The organism is Streptomyces sp. NPDC029159 (assembly GCF_055564055.1).
In genome coordinates this window covers 42,826-58,551 of record NZ_JBVHWT010000017.1, presented here as the reverse complement: position 1 = coordinate 58,551, position 15,726 = coordinate 42,826, and the positions used below count along the sequence as shown (strand labels likewise).

At 72.8% G+C, this 15,726-nt stretch carries 13 protein-coding genes; 10 read left to right on the top strand and 3 right to left on the bottom strand.

Annotated features, from left to right (window positions below):
* Nucleotides 1–683: 683 nt before the first annotated feature.
* From ACZ4U4_RS26975 to ACZ4U4_RS26945, 7 genes are all read left to right on the top strand, one after another.
* Nucleotides 684–2,624 (top strand): acyl-CoA dehydrogenase family protein, encoded by a 1,941-nt coding sequence (locus tag ACZ4U4_RS26975; RefSeq protein ID WP_467879326.1) that lies wholly within the window; start codon nucleotides 684–686, stop codon nucleotides 2,622–2,624.
* 339 nt (nucleotides 2,625–2,963) lie between these two features.
* Nucleotides 2,964–4,238, top strand: a complete 1,275-nt coding sequence (gene dxr, locus ACZ4U4_RS26970) for a 1-deoxy-D-xylulose-5-phosphate reductoisomerase (RefSeq protein WP_467879323.1) — start codon at nucleotides 2,964–2,966, stop codon at nucleotides 4,236–4,238.
* Entirely contained in the window at nucleotides 4,235–5,539 is a 1,305-nt protein-coding gene (locus ACZ4U4_RS26965) for a M50 family metallopeptidase (RefSeq protein ID WP_467879320.1), read from the top strand. Before dxr ends, ACZ4U4_RS26965 begins: the two co-directional genes overlap by 4 nt.
* A gap of 188 nt (nucleotides 5,540–5,727) precedes the next feature.
* The gene (gene ispG, locus ACZ4U4_RS26960; protein WP_467879317.1) at nucleotides 5,728–6,885 is read left to right on the top strand and encodes a flavodoxin-dependent (E)-4-hydroxy-3-methylbut-2-enyl-diphosphate synthase; all 1,158 of its coding nucleotides are present in this window, start codon (nucleotides 5,728–5,730) and stop codon (nucleotides 6,883–6,885) included.
* Nucleotides 6,886–7,059: 174 nt separating this feature from the next.
* On the top strand, nucleotides 7,060–7,905 hold the full coding sequence (locus ACZ4U4_RS26955; RefSeq protein ID WP_467879315.1) for a GNAT family N-acetyltransferase: 846 nt from the start codon (nucleotides 7,060–7,062) through the stop codon (nucleotides 7,903–7,905).
* A gap of 265 nt (nucleotides 7,906–8,170) precedes the next feature.
* Entirely contained in the window at nucleotides 8,171–8,707 is a 537-nt protein-coding gene (locus tag ACZ4U4_RS26950; RefSeq protein WP_467879312.1) for a GNAT family N-acetyltransferase, read from the top strand.
* 337 nt (nucleotides 8,708–9,044) lie between these two features.
* The gene (locus ACZ4U4_RS26945) at nucleotides 9,045–10,754 is read left to right on the top strand and encodes a proline--tRNA ligase (protein WP_467879310.1); all 1,710 of its coding nucleotides are present in this window, start codon (nucleotides 9,045–9,047) and stop codon (nucleotides 10,752–10,754) included.
* Nucleotides 10,755–11,269: 515 nt separating this feature from the next.
* Here ACZ4U4_RS26945 and ACZ4U4_RS26940 read toward each other — a convergent pair.
* The 3 genes from ACZ4U4_RS26940 to ACZ4U4_RS26930 all read right to left on the bottom strand — a co-directional run bounded on the left by ACZ4U4_RS26940 (nucleotide 11,270) and on the right by ACZ4U4_RS26930 (nucleotide 13,514).
* Nucleotides 11,270–12,184 (bottom strand): aminoglycoside phosphotransferase family protein, encoded by a 915-nt coding sequence (locus ACZ4U4_RS26940; RefSeq protein ID WP_467879307.1) that lies wholly within the window; start codon nucleotides 12,182–12,184, stop codon nucleotides 11,270–11,272.
* A 61-nt stretch (nucleotides 12,185–12,245) separates the two neighbouring features.
* Nucleotides 12,246–12,743: a ferritin-like domain-containing protein gene (locus tag ACZ4U4_RS26935; RefSeq protein ID WP_467879304.1), complete on the bottom strand. Its 498-nt coding sequence runs from the start codon at nucleotides 12,741–12,743 to the stop codon at nucleotides 12,246–12,248.
* A gap of 153 nt (nucleotides 12,744–12,896) precedes the next feature.
* Nucleotides 12,897–13,514, bottom strand: coding sequence for a hypothetical protein (locus tag ACZ4U4_RS26930; RefSeq protein WP_467879301.1), 618 nt, complete (start codon nucleotides 13,512–13,514; stop codon nucleotides 12,897–12,899).
* Nucleotides 13,515–13,673: 159 nt separating this feature from the next.
* On the opposite strand from ACZ4U4_RS26930, the gene rimP reads away from it, so the two are divergent.
* The 3 genes from rimP (at nucleotide 13,674) to ACZ4U4_RS26915 (ending at nucleotide 15,635) form a co-directional block, all read left to right on the top strand.
* Nucleotides 13,674–14,216: a ribosome maturation factor RimP gene (gene rimP, locus ACZ4U4_RS26925; protein WP_467879299.1), complete on the top strand. Its 543-nt coding sequence runs from the start codon at nucleotides 13,674–13,676 to the stop codon at nucleotides 14,214–14,216.
* Between the two features lie 2 nt (nucleotides 14,217–14,218).
* On the top strand, nucleotides 14,219–15,211 hold the full coding sequence (gene nusA / locus ACZ4U4_RS26920; RefSeq protein ID WP_467603556.1) for a transcription termination factor NusA: 993 nt from the start codon (nucleotides 14,219–14,221) through the stop codon (nucleotides 15,209–15,211).
* 133 nt (nucleotides 15,212–15,344) lie between these two features.
* Nucleotides 15,345–15,635 carry a YlxR family protein gene (locus ACZ4U4_RS26915; RefSeq protein WP_467879296.1) on the top strand — a complete coding sequence of 97 codons (291 nt, stop codon included), beginning with the start codon at nucleotides 15,345–15,347 and terminating at the stop codon, nucleotides 15,633–15,635.
* Nucleotides 15,636–15,726: the final 91 nt, after the last annotated feature.

The window sequence follows — 15,726 nt, the reverse complement described above, 5'->3', positions numbered from 1 at the left end:
GCAATGGCCCTGTTCCTCCCTCTCGCGTCCCCTCCTTGGCGGTGGCGCCCCCCCCCCCCTCCCCCCCCCCCCCCCCACGCCCTGCGTCGTCGAGCCATGGCCCGAGGCGCGCCGGATCTTGACCGTACGGCCCCGTCCGCGGGGCCGTTTTTGCGTCCGCGGGGCCCCGCCCCGTGCCCCCCGCATGGGGCGCCTCCGGGGCCCGCGCAGGGCGCCGTCCCGCCCCGTGCATGGTGCGCCGCCCCCCCCGTGCATGGCGCGGGCCGCGCACTCCCACGCATGGGGCAGGAACACGCCCCCGCGCCCCGTGCGGCAGCCCCTGCCGCGGCCCCGTGCACAGCTCGCGCCCCGCCCCATGCGTGCGGCTCCACGTCGCGGGCCTCGCCCCGTGCGACGCCTCCACGCCATGAAAGCCCGCCCCGTGCGACGGCCCCACGCGCCCCGCCCACTGCGGCGGCGTACCCCTCACCGGCGCAACGCCCTCCTACGGGTTCAGGGGCCAGCCGTCCCGGGCCGACAGCCACCCCCGAAGTGTTCAGCGGTCGCGTAGCGCTGGTGCAAATGCCGCATACCGGGTAAATCTCACAAGTACTCCATGGGTGCCTCTGAGCGCTCATGGGTGCCGTCCCGCCGGCCCCGGTCCGTCGGCACGGTCCCTCCGAATGCGGCGAGGTGAGCCCGACATGTCCGCTCCGACCACCCGCAACGTCTCCGAGCGCGAGGCACGGCAGGTCGCCGAGGCGGCCCGGGAACAGGACTGGCGCAAGCCCAGCTTCGCCAAGGAACTGTTCCTGGGGCGCTTCCGGCTCGATCTGATCCACCCGCACCCCAGCCCGGCGGCGGAGGACGTACGGCGCGGGGAGGCGTTCCTGGCCGCGCTGCGCACCTTCTGCGAAACGCGGATCGACGGCGCCCGCATCGAGCGCGAGGGGCAGATCCCCGACGAGACCGTCAACGGGCTCAAGGAACTCGGCGCGCTCGGCATGAAGATCGATACGAAATACGGCGGACTCGGCCTCACGCAGGTCTACTACAACAAGGCGCTCGCCCTCGTCGGCTCCGCCAGCCCCGCCGTCGGCGCGCTGCTCTCCGCGCACCAGTCGATCGGTGTCCCGCAGCCCGTGAAGCTCTTCGGCAGCGAGGAGCAGAAGAACGCCTTCCTGCCCCGTTGCGCCCGTACCGACATCTCGGCGTTCCTGCTCACCGAGCCGGACGTCGGTTCGGACCCGGCGCGCCTGGCCACCACAGCCGTCCCCGACGGCGACGGGTACCTCCTCGATGGCGTGAAGCTGTGGACCACCAACGGCGTCATCGCCGACCTGCTGGTGGTGATGGCGCGGGTCCCCGCATCGGAGGGGCACCGGGGCGGCATCACCGCCTTCGTCGTCGAGGCCGCGACGCCCGGCATCACCGTCGAGCACCGCAACGCGTTCATGGGCCTGCGCGGGCTGGAGAACGGTGTCACCCGCTTCCACCAAGTGCGGGTCCCCGCCGCGCACCGTATCGGCCCCGAGGGCGCCGGTCTGAAGATCGCACTGACCACCCTCAATACAGGGCGGCTGTCGCTGCCCGCGATGTGCGTGGGCTCCGGGAAGTGGGCCTTGAAGATCGCCCGGGAGTGGTCGGCCGCCCGCGAGCAGTGGGGCAGACCGATCGCCGCGCACGAGGCGGTCGGCGCCAAGCTCTCGTTCATCGCCGCGACCACCTTCGCCCTGGAGGCGGTCGTCGACCTCTCCTCCCAGATGGCCGACGAGAACCGCAACGACATCCGGATCGAAGCCGCCCTCGCCAAGCTCTACGGATCCGAGATGGGGTGGCGGATAGCCGACGAACTGGTCCAGATCCGCGGTGGCCGCGGCTTCGAGACCGCCGACTCGCTCGCCGCACGGGGCGAACGCGCCGTGCCCGCCGAGCAGCTGCTGCGCGACATGCGAATCAACCGCATCTTCGAGGGATCGACGGAGATCATGCATCTGCTGATCGCCCGCGAGGCCGTCGACGCGCACCTGTCCGTCGCGGGCGACCTCATCGACCCGCGGAAGAGCCTCGGCGACAAGGGCCGGGCCGCCGCCGACGCCGGTCGCTTCTACGCCCGCTGGCTGCCCCAGCTCGTCACCGGATCCGGTCAACTCCCGCGTGCATACCAGGAGTTCGGGAAGCTCGCGGGGCATCTGCGGTACGTCGAACGGTCCTGCCGCAAGCTGGCCCGCGCCACCTTCTACGCGATGTCGCGCTGGCAGGGGCGGATGGAGACCAAGCAGGGCTTCCTCGGGCGGATCGTCGACATCGGCGCCGAACTGTTCGCGATGAGCGCCGCCTGCGTACGGGCCGAGCACCTGCGGCTGACCGGCGACCACGGGTGGGAGGCGTACCAGCTGGCCGACGCGTTCTGCCGGCAGTCCCGGATCCGTGCCGACGAGCTCTTCGCCCGGCTGTGGACCAACACCGACGCCCTCGACCGCAAGGTCGTCTCCGGCGTCCTCGACGGCGCCTACCGCTGGCTGGAGGACGGTGTCGTCGACGCCAGCGGCGAAGGCCCCTGGATCGCCGACGCCACCCCCGGCCCCAGTACCCACCAGAACGTCCACCGCCCCGTCCGACGCCCCGACTCCGACGCGCCGTAACCACGGACGGCGCACGGCGGGGGAGCGGCGGGCAGCCCGCCACCGTGCTCGCACGCCCCATGCGCCGTGCCCCATGCGCTGTGCCCCGTGCCCCGCGCATGGGGCACAGCGCCCCATGCCTTACGTCCCATACGGCGCCGACCCCACCCCGCGCACGGGGCCCCGCCCCATGCCCCCGCCCCACGCGCCACCACCCCGCCACCTCACCCCTCCCGCACGGGCCCCGCCCCATCCCGTTCCACCCACCCCACCCCATATCCACCCCTCCCCACCCGCCGTATGCGCCCGAGCGCCGACGTGTTGCGTCCGCCGCCTCCGCGACCGGCCACAATGGACCCCATGACGGACTCCCTCGCCCACCCGCACCTGCGTTTCACCCCGGTTTCCACGGATCCGGACGCGCAGCACGGCCCCCGCGACATCGTGATCCTCGGATCGACCGGTTCCATCGGCACCCAGGCGATCGACATCGTGCAGCGCAACCCCGACCGTTTCCGGGTGACCGCGCTCTCCGCCGCCGGTGGCCGGGTGGAGCTGCTCGCCGAGCAGGCGCACCAGTTGCGGGTCCGCACCGTCGCCGTGGCCCGCGACGAGGCCGTCCCGGCGCTGCGGGAGGCGCTGCGCGCGCGGTACGGCGCGGGCGAGCCGCTGCCGGAGATCCTCGCCGGACCCGACGCGGCCACCGACCTCGCCGCCTCCCCCTGCCACACCGTCCTCAACGGCATCACCGGATCCATCGGCCTCGCCCCGACGCTCGCCGCCCTCAAGGCCGGCCGGGTGCTCGCCCTCGCCAACAAGGAATCGCTGATCGCCGGCGGCCCGCTGGTCAAGGCCGTCGCCGCCCCTGGGCAGATCGTCCCCGTCGACTCCGAGCACTCCGCGCTGTTCCAGGCGCTGACCGGCGGCGCCCGCCAGGAGGTCCGCAAGCTCGTCGTCACCGCGTCCGGCGGCCCGTTCCGCGGCCGCAGCCGCGCCGAGCTGGCCGATGTCACCCCGGAGCAGGCGCTGGCCCACCCCACCTGGTCCATGGGCCCCGTCGTCACCATCAACTCCTCGACCCTCGTCAACAAGGGTCTCGAAGTCATCGAGGCGCATCTGCTGTTCGACGTCCCCTTCGCACAGATCGAGGTCGTCGTCCATCCGCAGTCCTACATCCACTCGATGGTGGAATTCACCGACGGCTCCACCCTCGCCCAGGCCAGCCCGCCCGACATGCGGATGCCCATCGCGCTGGGCATGGGCTGGCCCGCCCGCGTCCCCGACGCCGCGCCCGGCATCGACTGGACGACGGCCCGGACCTGGGAATTCTTCCCCCTCGACGAGAAGGCGTTCCCCTCCGTCCCGCTCGCCTGCCACGTCGGCGACCTCGGTGGCACCGCACCCGCCGTCTTCAACGCCGCGAACGAGGAGTGCGTCGACGCCTTCCTCCACAGCGGGCTGCCTTTCACAGGGATTGTGGATACGGTCGCCGAAGTGGTCGCCGAACACGACATGCCCGGACGGGGAACTTCCCTCACCGTCGCGGACGTACTGGAGGCGGAGACCTGGGCGCGCGCCCGCGCCCGCGAACTCGCCGCCCGGGCGGCACGTACACCTTCGGAGGCTCGCGCATGACGACCTGGATGACCATCCTCGGCATAGTCGTCTTCGTCGTCGGCCTGCTGTTCTCCATCGCCTGGCACGAGCTCGGCCATCTCTCGACGGCCAAGATGTTCGGCATCCGTGTGCCGCAGTACATGGTGGGCTTCGGGCCGACGCTCTTCTCCCGCAGGAAGGGCGACACCGAGTACGGCATCAAGGCCGTCCCGCTCGGCGGCTACATCCGCATGATCGGGATGTTCCCGCCCGGCGACGACGGAAAGCTCCAGGCCCGCTCCACCTCACCGTGGCGCGGCATGATCGAGGACGCCCGTTCGGCCGCCTTCGAGGAGCTCCAGGAAGGCGACGACAAGCGGCTCTTCTACACGCGCAAGCCGTGGAAGCGCGTCATCGTGATGTTCGCCGGGCCGTTCATGAACCTGATCCTCGCGGTCGTGATCTTCATGAGCGTGCTGATGGGCTTCGGCATCAACACCCAGACCACCCAGGTCGGCTCGGTCTCGGACTGCGTGATCTCGGCGTCCGCCAAGACGGACAAGTGCCCCGCCGGCGCCAAGGACTCCCCGGCCAAGGCCGCGGGGCTGCGCGCCGGTGACAAGATCGTCAGCTTCAACGGCCGGGCCATCCCCGACTGGGACACCCTCCAGGGCCAGATCCGCGACACCACCGGCCCCGCCACGCTCGTCGTCGAACGCGACGGCGCCCGCCGCACCCTCCACGCCGACCTCATCGAGAACAAGGTCGCCAAGACCGACGGCCACGGCGGCTATGTCGACGGCCAGTTCGTCACCGCCGGATTCCTGGGCTTCACCCCGGCCAGCGGCGTCGTCCAGCAGTCCTTCGGCCAGTCCGTCGACCGCATGGGCAACATGGTCCAGCAGGGCGTCACCTCTCTGATCAACCTCCCCGGCAAGGTCCCCGACCTGTGGAACGCCGCCTTCAACGGCGCGGAACGCAAGCCGGACTCCCCGATGGGCGTGGTCGGCGCCGCGCGCGTCGGCGGCGAGGTCTTCTCCCTCCACATCCCCCCGGAGCAGCGCGTCGCGACGATGCTCCTCCTGGTGGCGGGCTTCAACCTCTCCCTCTTCCTCTTCAACATGCTGCCGCTGCTCCCGCTGGACGGCGGCCACATCGCCGGCGCCCTGTGGGAGTCGCTCCGCCGTGCCTTCGCGAAGGTCGTCCGCCGCCCGGACCCGGGCCCGTTCGACGTCGCCAAGCTGATGCCGGTCGCGTATGTCGTCGCGGGCGTGTTCATCTGCTTCACCCTGCTCGTCCTCGTCGCCGACGTCGTCAACCCGGTCACCCTCACCGGATAGCCCGGAAAGCAGCAGGTCACACACGTGGACGGCCGGACGTCCCGCGGAGCGCCGCGGGCGTCCGGCCGTCGTCGTACGACGCCGCCACGCGGCCACGATGTGCTTCGGGGAACCCCGGTGCCGTAATCTCGGTTGCCGGAGCCCGCCGACTTCGGGACCTAGATCCACACCTTGGGGTTGCTCGCCAGATGACTGCCATTTCGCTGGGAATGCCGGACGTACCGACCAAGCTTGCCGACCGCAGGGTCAGCCGCAAGATCCACGTCGGGGCGGTACCCGTGGGCGGAGACGCACCGGTTTCGGTGCAGTCGATGACGACCACCCGCACCTCCGACATCGGCGCCACGCTCCAGCAGATCGCCGAGCTGACCGCCTCCGGCTGCCAGATCGTCCGCGTCGCCTGCCCGACCCAGGACGACGCCGACGCGCTGCCCGTCATCGCGAAGAAGTCCCAGATCCCGGTGATCGCGGACATCCACTTCCAGCCCAAGTACGTCTTCGCCGCGATCGACGCCGGCTGCGCCGCGGTCCGCGTCAACCCCGGCAACATCAAGAAGTTCGACGACCAGGTCAAGGAGATCGCGAAGGCGGCCGGCGACGCGGGTACCCCCATCCGCATCGGCGTCAACGCCGGTTCGCTCGACGCCCGCCTGCTCGCCAAGTACGGCAAGGCCACCCCCGAGGCGCTCGTCGAGTCCGCGCTGTGGGAGGCGTCCCTCTTCGAGGAGCACGGCTTCCGCGACATCAAGATCTCGGTCAAGCACAACGACCCGGTCGTGATGGTCAACGCCTACCGCCAGCTCGCCGCACAGTGCGACTACCCGCTCCACCTCGGCGTCACCGAGGCGGGCCCCGCCTTCCAAGGCACCATCAAGTCCGCGGTCGCGTTCGGCGCGCTGCTCTCCGAGGGCATCGGCGACACCATCCGCGTCTCGCTCTCCGCACCGCCCGCCGAGGAGGTCAAGGTCGGCATCTCCATCCTGGAGTCCCTGAACCTCCGCCAGCGCCGCCTGGAGATCGTCTCCTGCCCGTCCTGCGGCCGCGCCCAGGTCGACGTGTACAAGCTCGCCGACCAGGTCACCGCCGGCCTGGAGGGCATGGAGGTGCCGCTGCGCGTCGCCGTCATGGGCTGCGTCGTCAACGGCCCCGGCGAGGCCCGTGAGGCCGACCTCGGCGTCGCCTCCGGCAACGGCAAGGGCCAGATCTTCGTCAAGGGCGAGGTCATCAAGACCGTCCCCGAGTCGAAGATCGTCGAGACCCTCATCGAAGAGGCGATGAAGATCGCCGAGCAGATGGAGAAGGACGGCGTGACCTCCGGCGAGCCGGTCGTCACCGCCGCCGGCTGATCGCCCCGTCAGCCGCCGCACGGCGCCCGTCGCGGCCGAGCCCCGCCGCCCCCTTCCCCGGGGCGGCGGGGCTCACATGTAGCGCCATAGGTGGTGCCCGACAGCGGGAGGTACAGTGCGAGAACCTGCTCCTGCCTGGCCTCCCAGGCCCGCACCGGTGAGGCTTTCCGACACGTGCTGACGACCACCACCCTCAAGGTCCTGGAGCCGGGGGAGCTCGACGCCGCCCTGGAGGTCCTGGACCGCGACCCGGTCGCCAACGCCTTCGTCGCCGCCCGGGTCCAGGTGGCGGGGCTCGACCCCTGGCGGCTCGGCGGCGAGATGTGGGGCTGGTACTCCGGCGGCCGCCTGGAGTCCCTCTGCTACGCCGGGGCCAACCTCGTCCCCATCTGCGCCACCCCCGAAGCCATCCGCGGCTTCGCCGAACGTGCCCGCCGCCAGGGCCGCCGCTGCTCCTCCCTCGTCGGACCGGCCGAGGCCACCGCCGCGCTGTGGGCCCTCCTGGAGCCCGCATGGGGCCCCGCCCGCGAGGTCCGCGCCCACCAGCCCCTCATGGTCACCTCCGCCCCGTCCGCGGAGATCGCCCCCGACCCGTACGTCCGGCGCATCCGCAAGAACGAGATGGAACTGATCATGCCCGCCTGCGTGGCCATGTTCACCGAGGAGGTCGGCATCTCCCCGATGGCCGGCGACGGCGGACTCCTCTACCAGGCACGCGTCGCCGAACTCGTCGGCGCCGGCCGCTCCTTCGCCCGCGTCGAGAACGGCAAGGTCCTCTTCAAGGCCGAGATCGGCGCCGCCACGCCCCGCGCCTGCCAGATCCAGGGCGTCTGGGTCGACCCCGAACACCGCGGCAAGGGCCTCTCCGAAACCGGCATGGCGGCCGTCCTGCGCTACGCCCTCGCCGACGTCGCCCCCGTCGTCAGCCTCTACGTCAACGACTTCAACACGGCCGCGCGCGCGGCGTACCGCCGGGTGGGGTTCGAGGAGGTCGGGGCGTTCATGAGCGTGCTGTTCTGAGCCGGGCTGTCGTGTGGTGACGTGAGCGGGCCCCGCCTGGCCCGAGCTCAGGTCGCGGCGCGCCCCGCGCCCGCATGGTGCCGCCCGGTCTCCGCCGCACCATGCCCCGTCCCGCACCCTGGGGCGCGCGGCGCTGCGGCCCCGTCGGGCTCCGTCCGCACCGTCGCGCGCACCGTGCAGACGCCGGTCCCGCGCCGTCCGCGCCGTTGTCACCGTACGGCTGTGACCGTGCTGTCCGGGGCGTACGCCTTGTACGCTCCCGACCATGGATGACATCGCGGTCGGCCCCCTCGATCTCGCCGCCCGTGTGGACGACGCGCTGGCCGTGCAGGCCCTCGCCTTCGGGCTCACCGACGACGAGATGGCCATCCGCCGCCCCATCGTGCTCCGGCACCTCCAGTGCCCCGGGGCCCGCGCACTGGGCGCCACCACCCCCGCCGGCCGCCTCGTCGGCTTCATCTACGGCATGCCCAACGACCGCGCCCACTGGTGGTCCGGCGTCGTCGAGCCCTACCTCCGCGCCCAGCAGCTCGACCACTGGCTCGACGACTCCTTCGTCATCACCGAACTCCACGTCCACCCCGCCCACCAGCACCGCGGCATCGGCCGCCGACTGATCACGGAGCTGACGGACGGCACCACGCGGCCCCGCAGCATCCTCTCGGCCCTCGACACCGACAGCCCCGCCCGCGCGCTCTACCACTCCCTCGGCTACCAGGACCTCGCCCGCCGCGTCCTGTTCCCCAGCGCTCCCACGCCGTACGCCGTCATGGGCGCCCCGCTGCCGCTGCTCCGGCGCTGACCCCGCTTCGCCGGTGAGGCCGGACGGGGCGTGGGGCATGGGGCGGCGGGCAGCGGCGCCCCGGGGAGGCTGTGCCCTGCCCCGTGCGGTTGCCCCATGCCGTACGCGCCAGGCCCCGCGCGCCGCGCCCCGTGCAGGCGCCGTCCCTCCCTGCGCCGTTCCCCGTACGGGGTGTCCCCGGTGCCTGCCGCAGGCACCATGCAGGCGCCCCGTGCGCACGGCGCTGGGCTCCATAGGGCGCACCGCGCCCCGTGTGCGGCGAGCAACCCATTTCCGTGCGCCCTGCCCAGGCGGCTAATCTCCAAGGAGTCACCTTTCTTACGCAGGAGAAATTCCCATGGCCCACGCCGCTCAGGTCCAGCGCATGTCCCGATTGATGATCAAGACGCTGCGCGACGACCCGGCCGACGCCGAGACCGCCAGCCACAAGCTGCTGGTACGCGCCGGATATGTCCGCCGTACGTCCGCGGGCATCTGGACCTGGCTCCCGCTGGGCAAGAAGGTCCTGGAGAACGTCTCCCGCATCGTCCGCGAGGAGATGGACGCCATCGGCGGCCAGGAAGTCCTGCTCCCCGCCCTGCTCCCCAAGGAGCCGTACGAGGCGAGCGGCCGCTGGGAGGAGTACGGCGACCTCCTCTTCCGCCTCAAGGACCGCAAGGGCTCCGACTACCTCCTCGGCCCCACCCACGAGGAGATCTTCACCCTCACGGTCAAGGACCAGTGCACGTCCTACAAGGACCTGCCGGTGATCCTCTACCAGATCCAGACCAAGTACCGCGACGAGGCCCGCCCCCGCTCCGGCGTGCTCCGGGGCCGCGAGTTCCAGATGAAGGACTCGTACAGCTTCGACACCACCGACGAGGGCCTGGCCGCCTCGTACGCGCTGCACCGCGAGGCGTACACCAAGATCTTCGAGCGTCTCGGCCTGGACTACCGCATCGTCTCCGCCGTCTCCGGCGCCATGGGCGGCTCCGCCTCCGAGGAGTTCCTCGCCCCCGCCGCGGCCGGTGAGGACACCTTCGTCGACTGCCCGTCCTGCGACTACGCCGCGAACACCGAGGCCGTCACGGTCAAGATCGCCCCGGTCGAGGGCGCCGACCACGGCCCCGTCGAGGAGCTGGACACCCCCGACACCCCGACCATCGAGGCCCTCGCCGCGCACCTGGGCGTCCCGGCATCCGCGACGCTGAAGAACCTCCTGGTGAAGGTCGACGGCGAGATCGTCGCGGTCGGCGTCCCCGGTGACCGTGAGGTCGACCTCGGCAAGCTCGGCGAGCACCTCGCGCCCGCCACCGTCGAGCTGGTGACCGCCGAGGACTTCGTCGACCGCCCCGACCTGGTCCGCGGCTACGTCGGTCCGCAGGGGCTGGCCGGCACCGCGTTCCGCTACCTCGCCGACCCGCGGGTCGCGAGCGGCACCGCCTGGATCACCGGCGCCAACAAGCAGGGTATGCACGCCAAGAACGTCGTCGTCGGCCGCGACTTCGAGGTCGACCAGTACCTCGACGTGGTCGTCGTCGAGCCGGGCGACCCCTGCCCCAAGTGCGGCACCGGCCTGCGCATCGACCGGGCCATCGAGATCGGCCACATCTTCCAGCTCGGCCGCAAGTACGCGGACGCTTTCGAGCTGGACGTGCTCGGCCAGAACGGCAAGCCCGCGCGCGTCACCATGGGCTCGTACGGCATCGGCGTCTCCCGCGCGGTGGCGGCGCTCGCCGAGCAGAGCCACGACGAGTCCGGCCTGTGCTGGTCCCGCGAGGTCGCCCCGGCCGATGTGCACGTCGTCGCGGCAGGCAAGGCCAAGCAGACCGAACTCGCCCTGGAGATCGGTGAGAAGCTCGGCGCCGCGGGCCTGCGCGTGCTGGTCGACGACCGCCCCGGTGTCTCGCCCGGCGTGAAGTTCACCGACGCCGAGCTGATCGGTGTCCCGACCATCGTGGTCGCCGGTCGGCGCGCGGGCGAAGGCGTCGTCGAGGTCAAGGACCGCCGCACGGGCGAGCGCGAGGAGCTCTCCGTCGAGGACGCGGTCGCGCGACTCAGCGCCTGACACGTGCTACGGGGCCGACCGGGGCGAGAGCGCCTCGGCCGGCCCTTTCGGCGTGCCTGGGTGGCTGTGGCTGCGGAGTGCGTGAGGGGAGCCGTGCCTGCTCCGGGGCCCCATGCGGGACGGAGCCGCGCACCGCGCATGGGGCGCTCGCACCGTGCGCGTCCTTGCCGGGGCCCACGCCCCCCCGCACCGTGCGGCCCTGTTCCGGGCCCCATGAGCCTGCCACACGCGCGGCCTCGCGCCGCAGGCAACCGCGTATCGCGCATGAGGCGGAGGAGCCTCATACGGCACGGAGCCGCGCACCACGCACGGGGCGGAGGGGCCTCATGCGGCACGGGGCGGAGCAGCCCCATGCGGCACGGAGCCACACACCGTCCATGGGGCGGACCGGCCCCATGCCTCCGCACCATGCGGAGAAGAGCCGCCGCCCCATGCGTGACCCACGAGCCACAGGGCGACGGGGCCGGCTGCACGAGGCCCGGGCGGAGTGGTGGGGGAGCGCCCCATGCCCCCGTTCAGAGCCAGGTGGCGAATTCCAGGAGGAGTTCGCCGTGGCGGCGGTCGCCCGATGCGGTTTCGCGGACTCCGGCGGCCACCGCGCGGTAGAGCGTCCAGTCGCGCAGCCGGTCCCGGTCGACCTCCAGTGACTCGGCGAGCTTCGCCACCCGGCGGCGGGTCGCGGCCGCGGCGCCCGAACCGGCCGCCAGGTCCTCGAAGCGGTCCGTGACCAGCGCCGCGAGATCGTAGGCCCGCTCGCCGATCACCGGGACGGGGCCCACCGCCAGCCACGGCGCCCGCTCCCCGGCCAGGACCTTGCCCTGACGGAACGCGCCATGCAGCACGTACTCCTCGGTGGCCGAGTCCGGCAGCGCACGGCGCAGCTCCGCCGCCTGCTCCACGAGCGGGGCGGCCGTCGGCGTCCGTGTCCCCGCCGTGCGCAGCGCCTCCACCGCCTCCTCCGTACGGCCCGACAGCGTCTCGAAACCGTGGTCCCCGCCGGGCGGCGCCACCCAGAGGCGGCGTACCGTTCCTGCAGCCTCCAGCAGCGCCTTCGCCGACGGCAGCGACCGCAGCGAGACCGCGCCCTGGAGACGCTCCAGCAGCAGCGCGCCGCTCGCCTCGTCCGCCTGCAGCAGCCGGACCGCGCCCCAGCCGTCCCACAGCCGCAGCACCGCGGCCTCCTGCGCGTGCGAGCGGCCCGGGACGGGGAACTTGAGCGCCGCCGGGGTCCCGTCCTGCTGCCGGACGAGGGCGACCAGGCTGCTGCGGCCCCCGGGTGCGTCCACCCGCTCCAGCGTCAGCCCCCAGGCGTCGAGCCGCTCCTGAACCGCCGACGGCAGCGCGGCCAGCCAGGCGCGCACGGGGGCGGCCGGGTCGCTGCCGAGGGAGTTCACCAGCCGCCGCGGTGGTTCGACGGGTGCCGTTGCCATGCCTTGCCGTCCCTTTCCGGGATCCTGGGCCGCCCGGCCCGCCAGGGCCCGCGGCCGGTCGTCAGAGCGCGTTCGCCGAGGCGCTCGCGGAGGGGGACGGGGCGCTGGTCGCCGCCCGTTCCACGAGCCCAGGGAAGGCTACGCCGCTGCCGCGCCAGCGCACCGCACGCACCGCCGCCTCCCGCAGCGCGGCGGCCGCGTCCGCCCGGCGCTTCTCGTCACCCGAGCGGACCAGCCCCGCGTAGACGGCGGCGAGCCGGTCCTCCAACTCGGCGGCGAGGCGGACCGCGGCGGCGGCGTCCGGCACCGGGAAGGGCAGCTCGTACGCGGCGGCCGCCGCCGCGGGGGTGCCGCCGAGGTCGCGCACCGTGCGGTGCAGCGCGTCGCGGCGCGCACGGTGGGCGTCGTACGCCTCGCGGGCCTCCTTGCGGCGGTCGTCGGCGATCCGTCCGCCGACCACGCCGTAGCCGTAGACGGCGGCGTGCTCGGCGGCCAGGGCGCTCTGCACGGCGGACAACTGCGTGGGGCGGGCATCTGCGGGGCGCGGGGAGGGCGTCACGGGGCGGGCCTGTTCCTTCGGTGAGTGGGGGAGTGTGCCGGGACGGGGCACGGGGCGGCCCGCACGGTGCGGGCGCCCCGTGCGGACCGGAGCGGGGGCCGCGTGCGCCGGGCGCCCGTCCGGACTGTGGCGGTCCGGTGCGTACCGGCCGTCTCACCCGGTGGCGGTCAGCAGATACGCGTGGGCGGCGCCGGCGGCGGCCACCGAGGCCAGCAGGCGGGCCAGGTCGGGCGGCGCGGTGCGCAGCGTGCGGGTACGGGCGTCGGCCAGGCGGCGCTCGGCGTCGGCCAGCGCGGTGCGCGCCGCCTTCTCGTCACCGGGCACCCCGGAGCCGGGCGCCGCGGACCCGTCGTCCCCCTGCTTCGACGCCGCGGCCTTCTGCGGGGCCTCGGCCCTCGGCGATGCGCCGGACTCCGGCGAGGCGTCCGGTTTCCCGGAGGCGCCGGACGCCGACGGCCCGGCCGGACCCGTCGGCCCGCCGCCGGGGGAGGACGCACCGTCGGCGGGCCGGGCGCCGAACGCCTCGGCGTGGCGCGCCACTTCGGCGCGGAGCGGCCCTAGGCGCGTCCCCAGCGAGGGATGGGCCGCGAGGGTCGCGTCGTAACGGGCCAGCAGGCGCGTGCTGTCGCCCGCCGCCGCGGCCCGCAGCCGCTCGGTGGCCGCGGTCTGCCGCCCACGGGGCGTCCCGGAACCGTCGGAGCAGCCGCTCAGCAGGGGGGCGGCGCCCAGCACGGCACCGGCCAGCAGGGTCGTTCTGCGCGTGAGCGCCACGTTCGGCACGTTCCACATCCCGGGTCTTCCGTAGTGATCACCGCTGGCGAGCGTATCCGCGACCGGCCACCGAATCGTCAGTACCCCGCCGGAACAGATAGGCTTTGACCCGACACGCGACCCACCCACAACAGCACACGCGGCCGAGGAGTCACCCGGATGAGCACCACCCAGAGCGAGAGGCTGCGCGGGCTGCTTGAACCGCTCGTCGCCGCGCGAGAGCTGGATCTGGAAGAGATCGACGTGACCCCCGCGGGCAAACGGCGGGTGCTGCGGGTCGTGGTGGATTCCGACGCGGGCGTCCAGCTCGACGAGTGCGCCGAGCTCAGTCGCGAGGTCTCGCAGGCGCTGGACGACTCCGACGTGATGGGCGGCGCCCCGTACACCCTTGAGGTCACCTCGCCCGGCGCCGACCGGCCGCTGACCGAGCTGCGGCACTACCGCCGCGCCGTCGGCCGGCTGATCAAGGCGCAGCTGCGCGAGGGCGGCGAACTGGTGGCCCGTATCCAGGCGGTGGACGAGGACGGCCTCGACCTGGAGGTTCCGGGCGTCAAGGGCCGCAAACCGACCCAGCGGCGCCTCGCCTTCGACGAGGTCGCCAAGGCGCGGGTCGAGCTGGAGTTCAACCGTAAGAGCGAGTCGTCCGATCGGCGCGGTGCGCAGGACGACGAGAAGATCGACGAGAGTCAGGAGGAGGCGTAGCCGTGGATATCGACATGAGTGCCCTGCGGGGTTTGGTGCGGGAGAAGGAGATCTCCTTCGACCTGCTGGTCGAGGCGATCGAGTCGGCCCTCCTCATCGCCTACCACCGTACCGACGGCAGCCGCCGTCAGGCGCGGGTGCAGCTGGACCGCAGCACCGGCCATGTGACGGTGTGGGCGAAGGAAGATGCGGCGGACCTGGAGCCGGGCGAGGAGCCCCGCGAGTTCGACGACACCCCGTCCGGCTTCGGCCGGATCGCGGCGACCACCGCCAAGCAGGTCATCCTGCAGCGGCTGCGGGACGCCGAGGAGGAGATCACCTTCGGCGAGTTCGCCGGACGTGAGGGCGACGTCATCACCGGCGTCGTCCAGCAGGGCAAGGACCCCAAGAACGTCCTCGTGGACGTCGGTCCGATGGAGGCCATGCTCCCCGTACAGGAGCAGGTCCCCGGTGAGGACTACTCGCACGGCACCCGGCTGCGGTCGTACGTCGTCCGGGTCGCCAAGGGCGTCCGCGGCCCGTCCGTGACGCTGTCGCGTACCCACCCCAACCTGGTGAAGAAGCTCTTCGCCATGGAGGTGCCGGAGATCGCCGACGGTTCCGTCGAGATCGCCGCCATCGCGCGTGAGGCCGGGCACCGTACGAAGATCGCGGTGCGCTCCACGCGCTCCGGGCTCAACGCCAAGGGCGCCTGCATCGGCCCCATGGGCGGTCGGGTGCGCGCGGTCATGGCCGAGCTGCACGGCGAGAAGATCGACATCGTGGACTGGTCCGACGACCCGGCCGAGCTGGTGGCGCACGCGCTGTCGCCGGCCCGGGTCAGCAAGGTCGAGGTCGTCGACCTCGCCGCGCGTTCCGCCCGGGTCACCGTCCCCGACTACCAGCTGTCGCTGGCCATCGGCAAGGAGGGGCAGAACGCCCGCCTCGCCGCCCGGCTGACCGGCTGGCGTATCGACATCCGCCCGGACACCGAGCAGCAGGCCCCCCGGGACTGAGCCGCACGGCACGCCCCCGCGGCACCGCTCGGGAAATTGAGTGGTGCCGCGGGGGCCGACCGGGAATTCTGATGGAGTCGTCCGGCCTTTACCCCATCGGGGTGAGGCCGGCGCGGGGAGGTAGACTTAAGCAGTGTCTGGCCGGACGCATGCCCGCGCATGCCCTGAGCGAACCTGTGTGGGATGCCGGGAGCGAGCGGCCAAGGGCGATTTGCTGCGCATCGTGGCGATGGAGGGTGAGTGCACCCCCGATCCTCGCGGTACGCTGCCCGGCCGGGGTGCTCATGTGCACCCGACACGGGTCTGTCTCGACCTGGCGGTCCGCCGCCGGGCGTTCAACCGGGCCTTCCGGGGCCCGGGGCCGTTCGATGCAGCGGCCTTGCGGCAGTACATCGAAGGCGTCGAACAGCGGCCCGGGCAATAACGCACGAATGCACAGCGCACGGAAAACCCCGTGCGGTCAGGTACCTCGCGAGTCGGAAGTAGGTCGAGATTGCGATGAGCACTCGATGAGT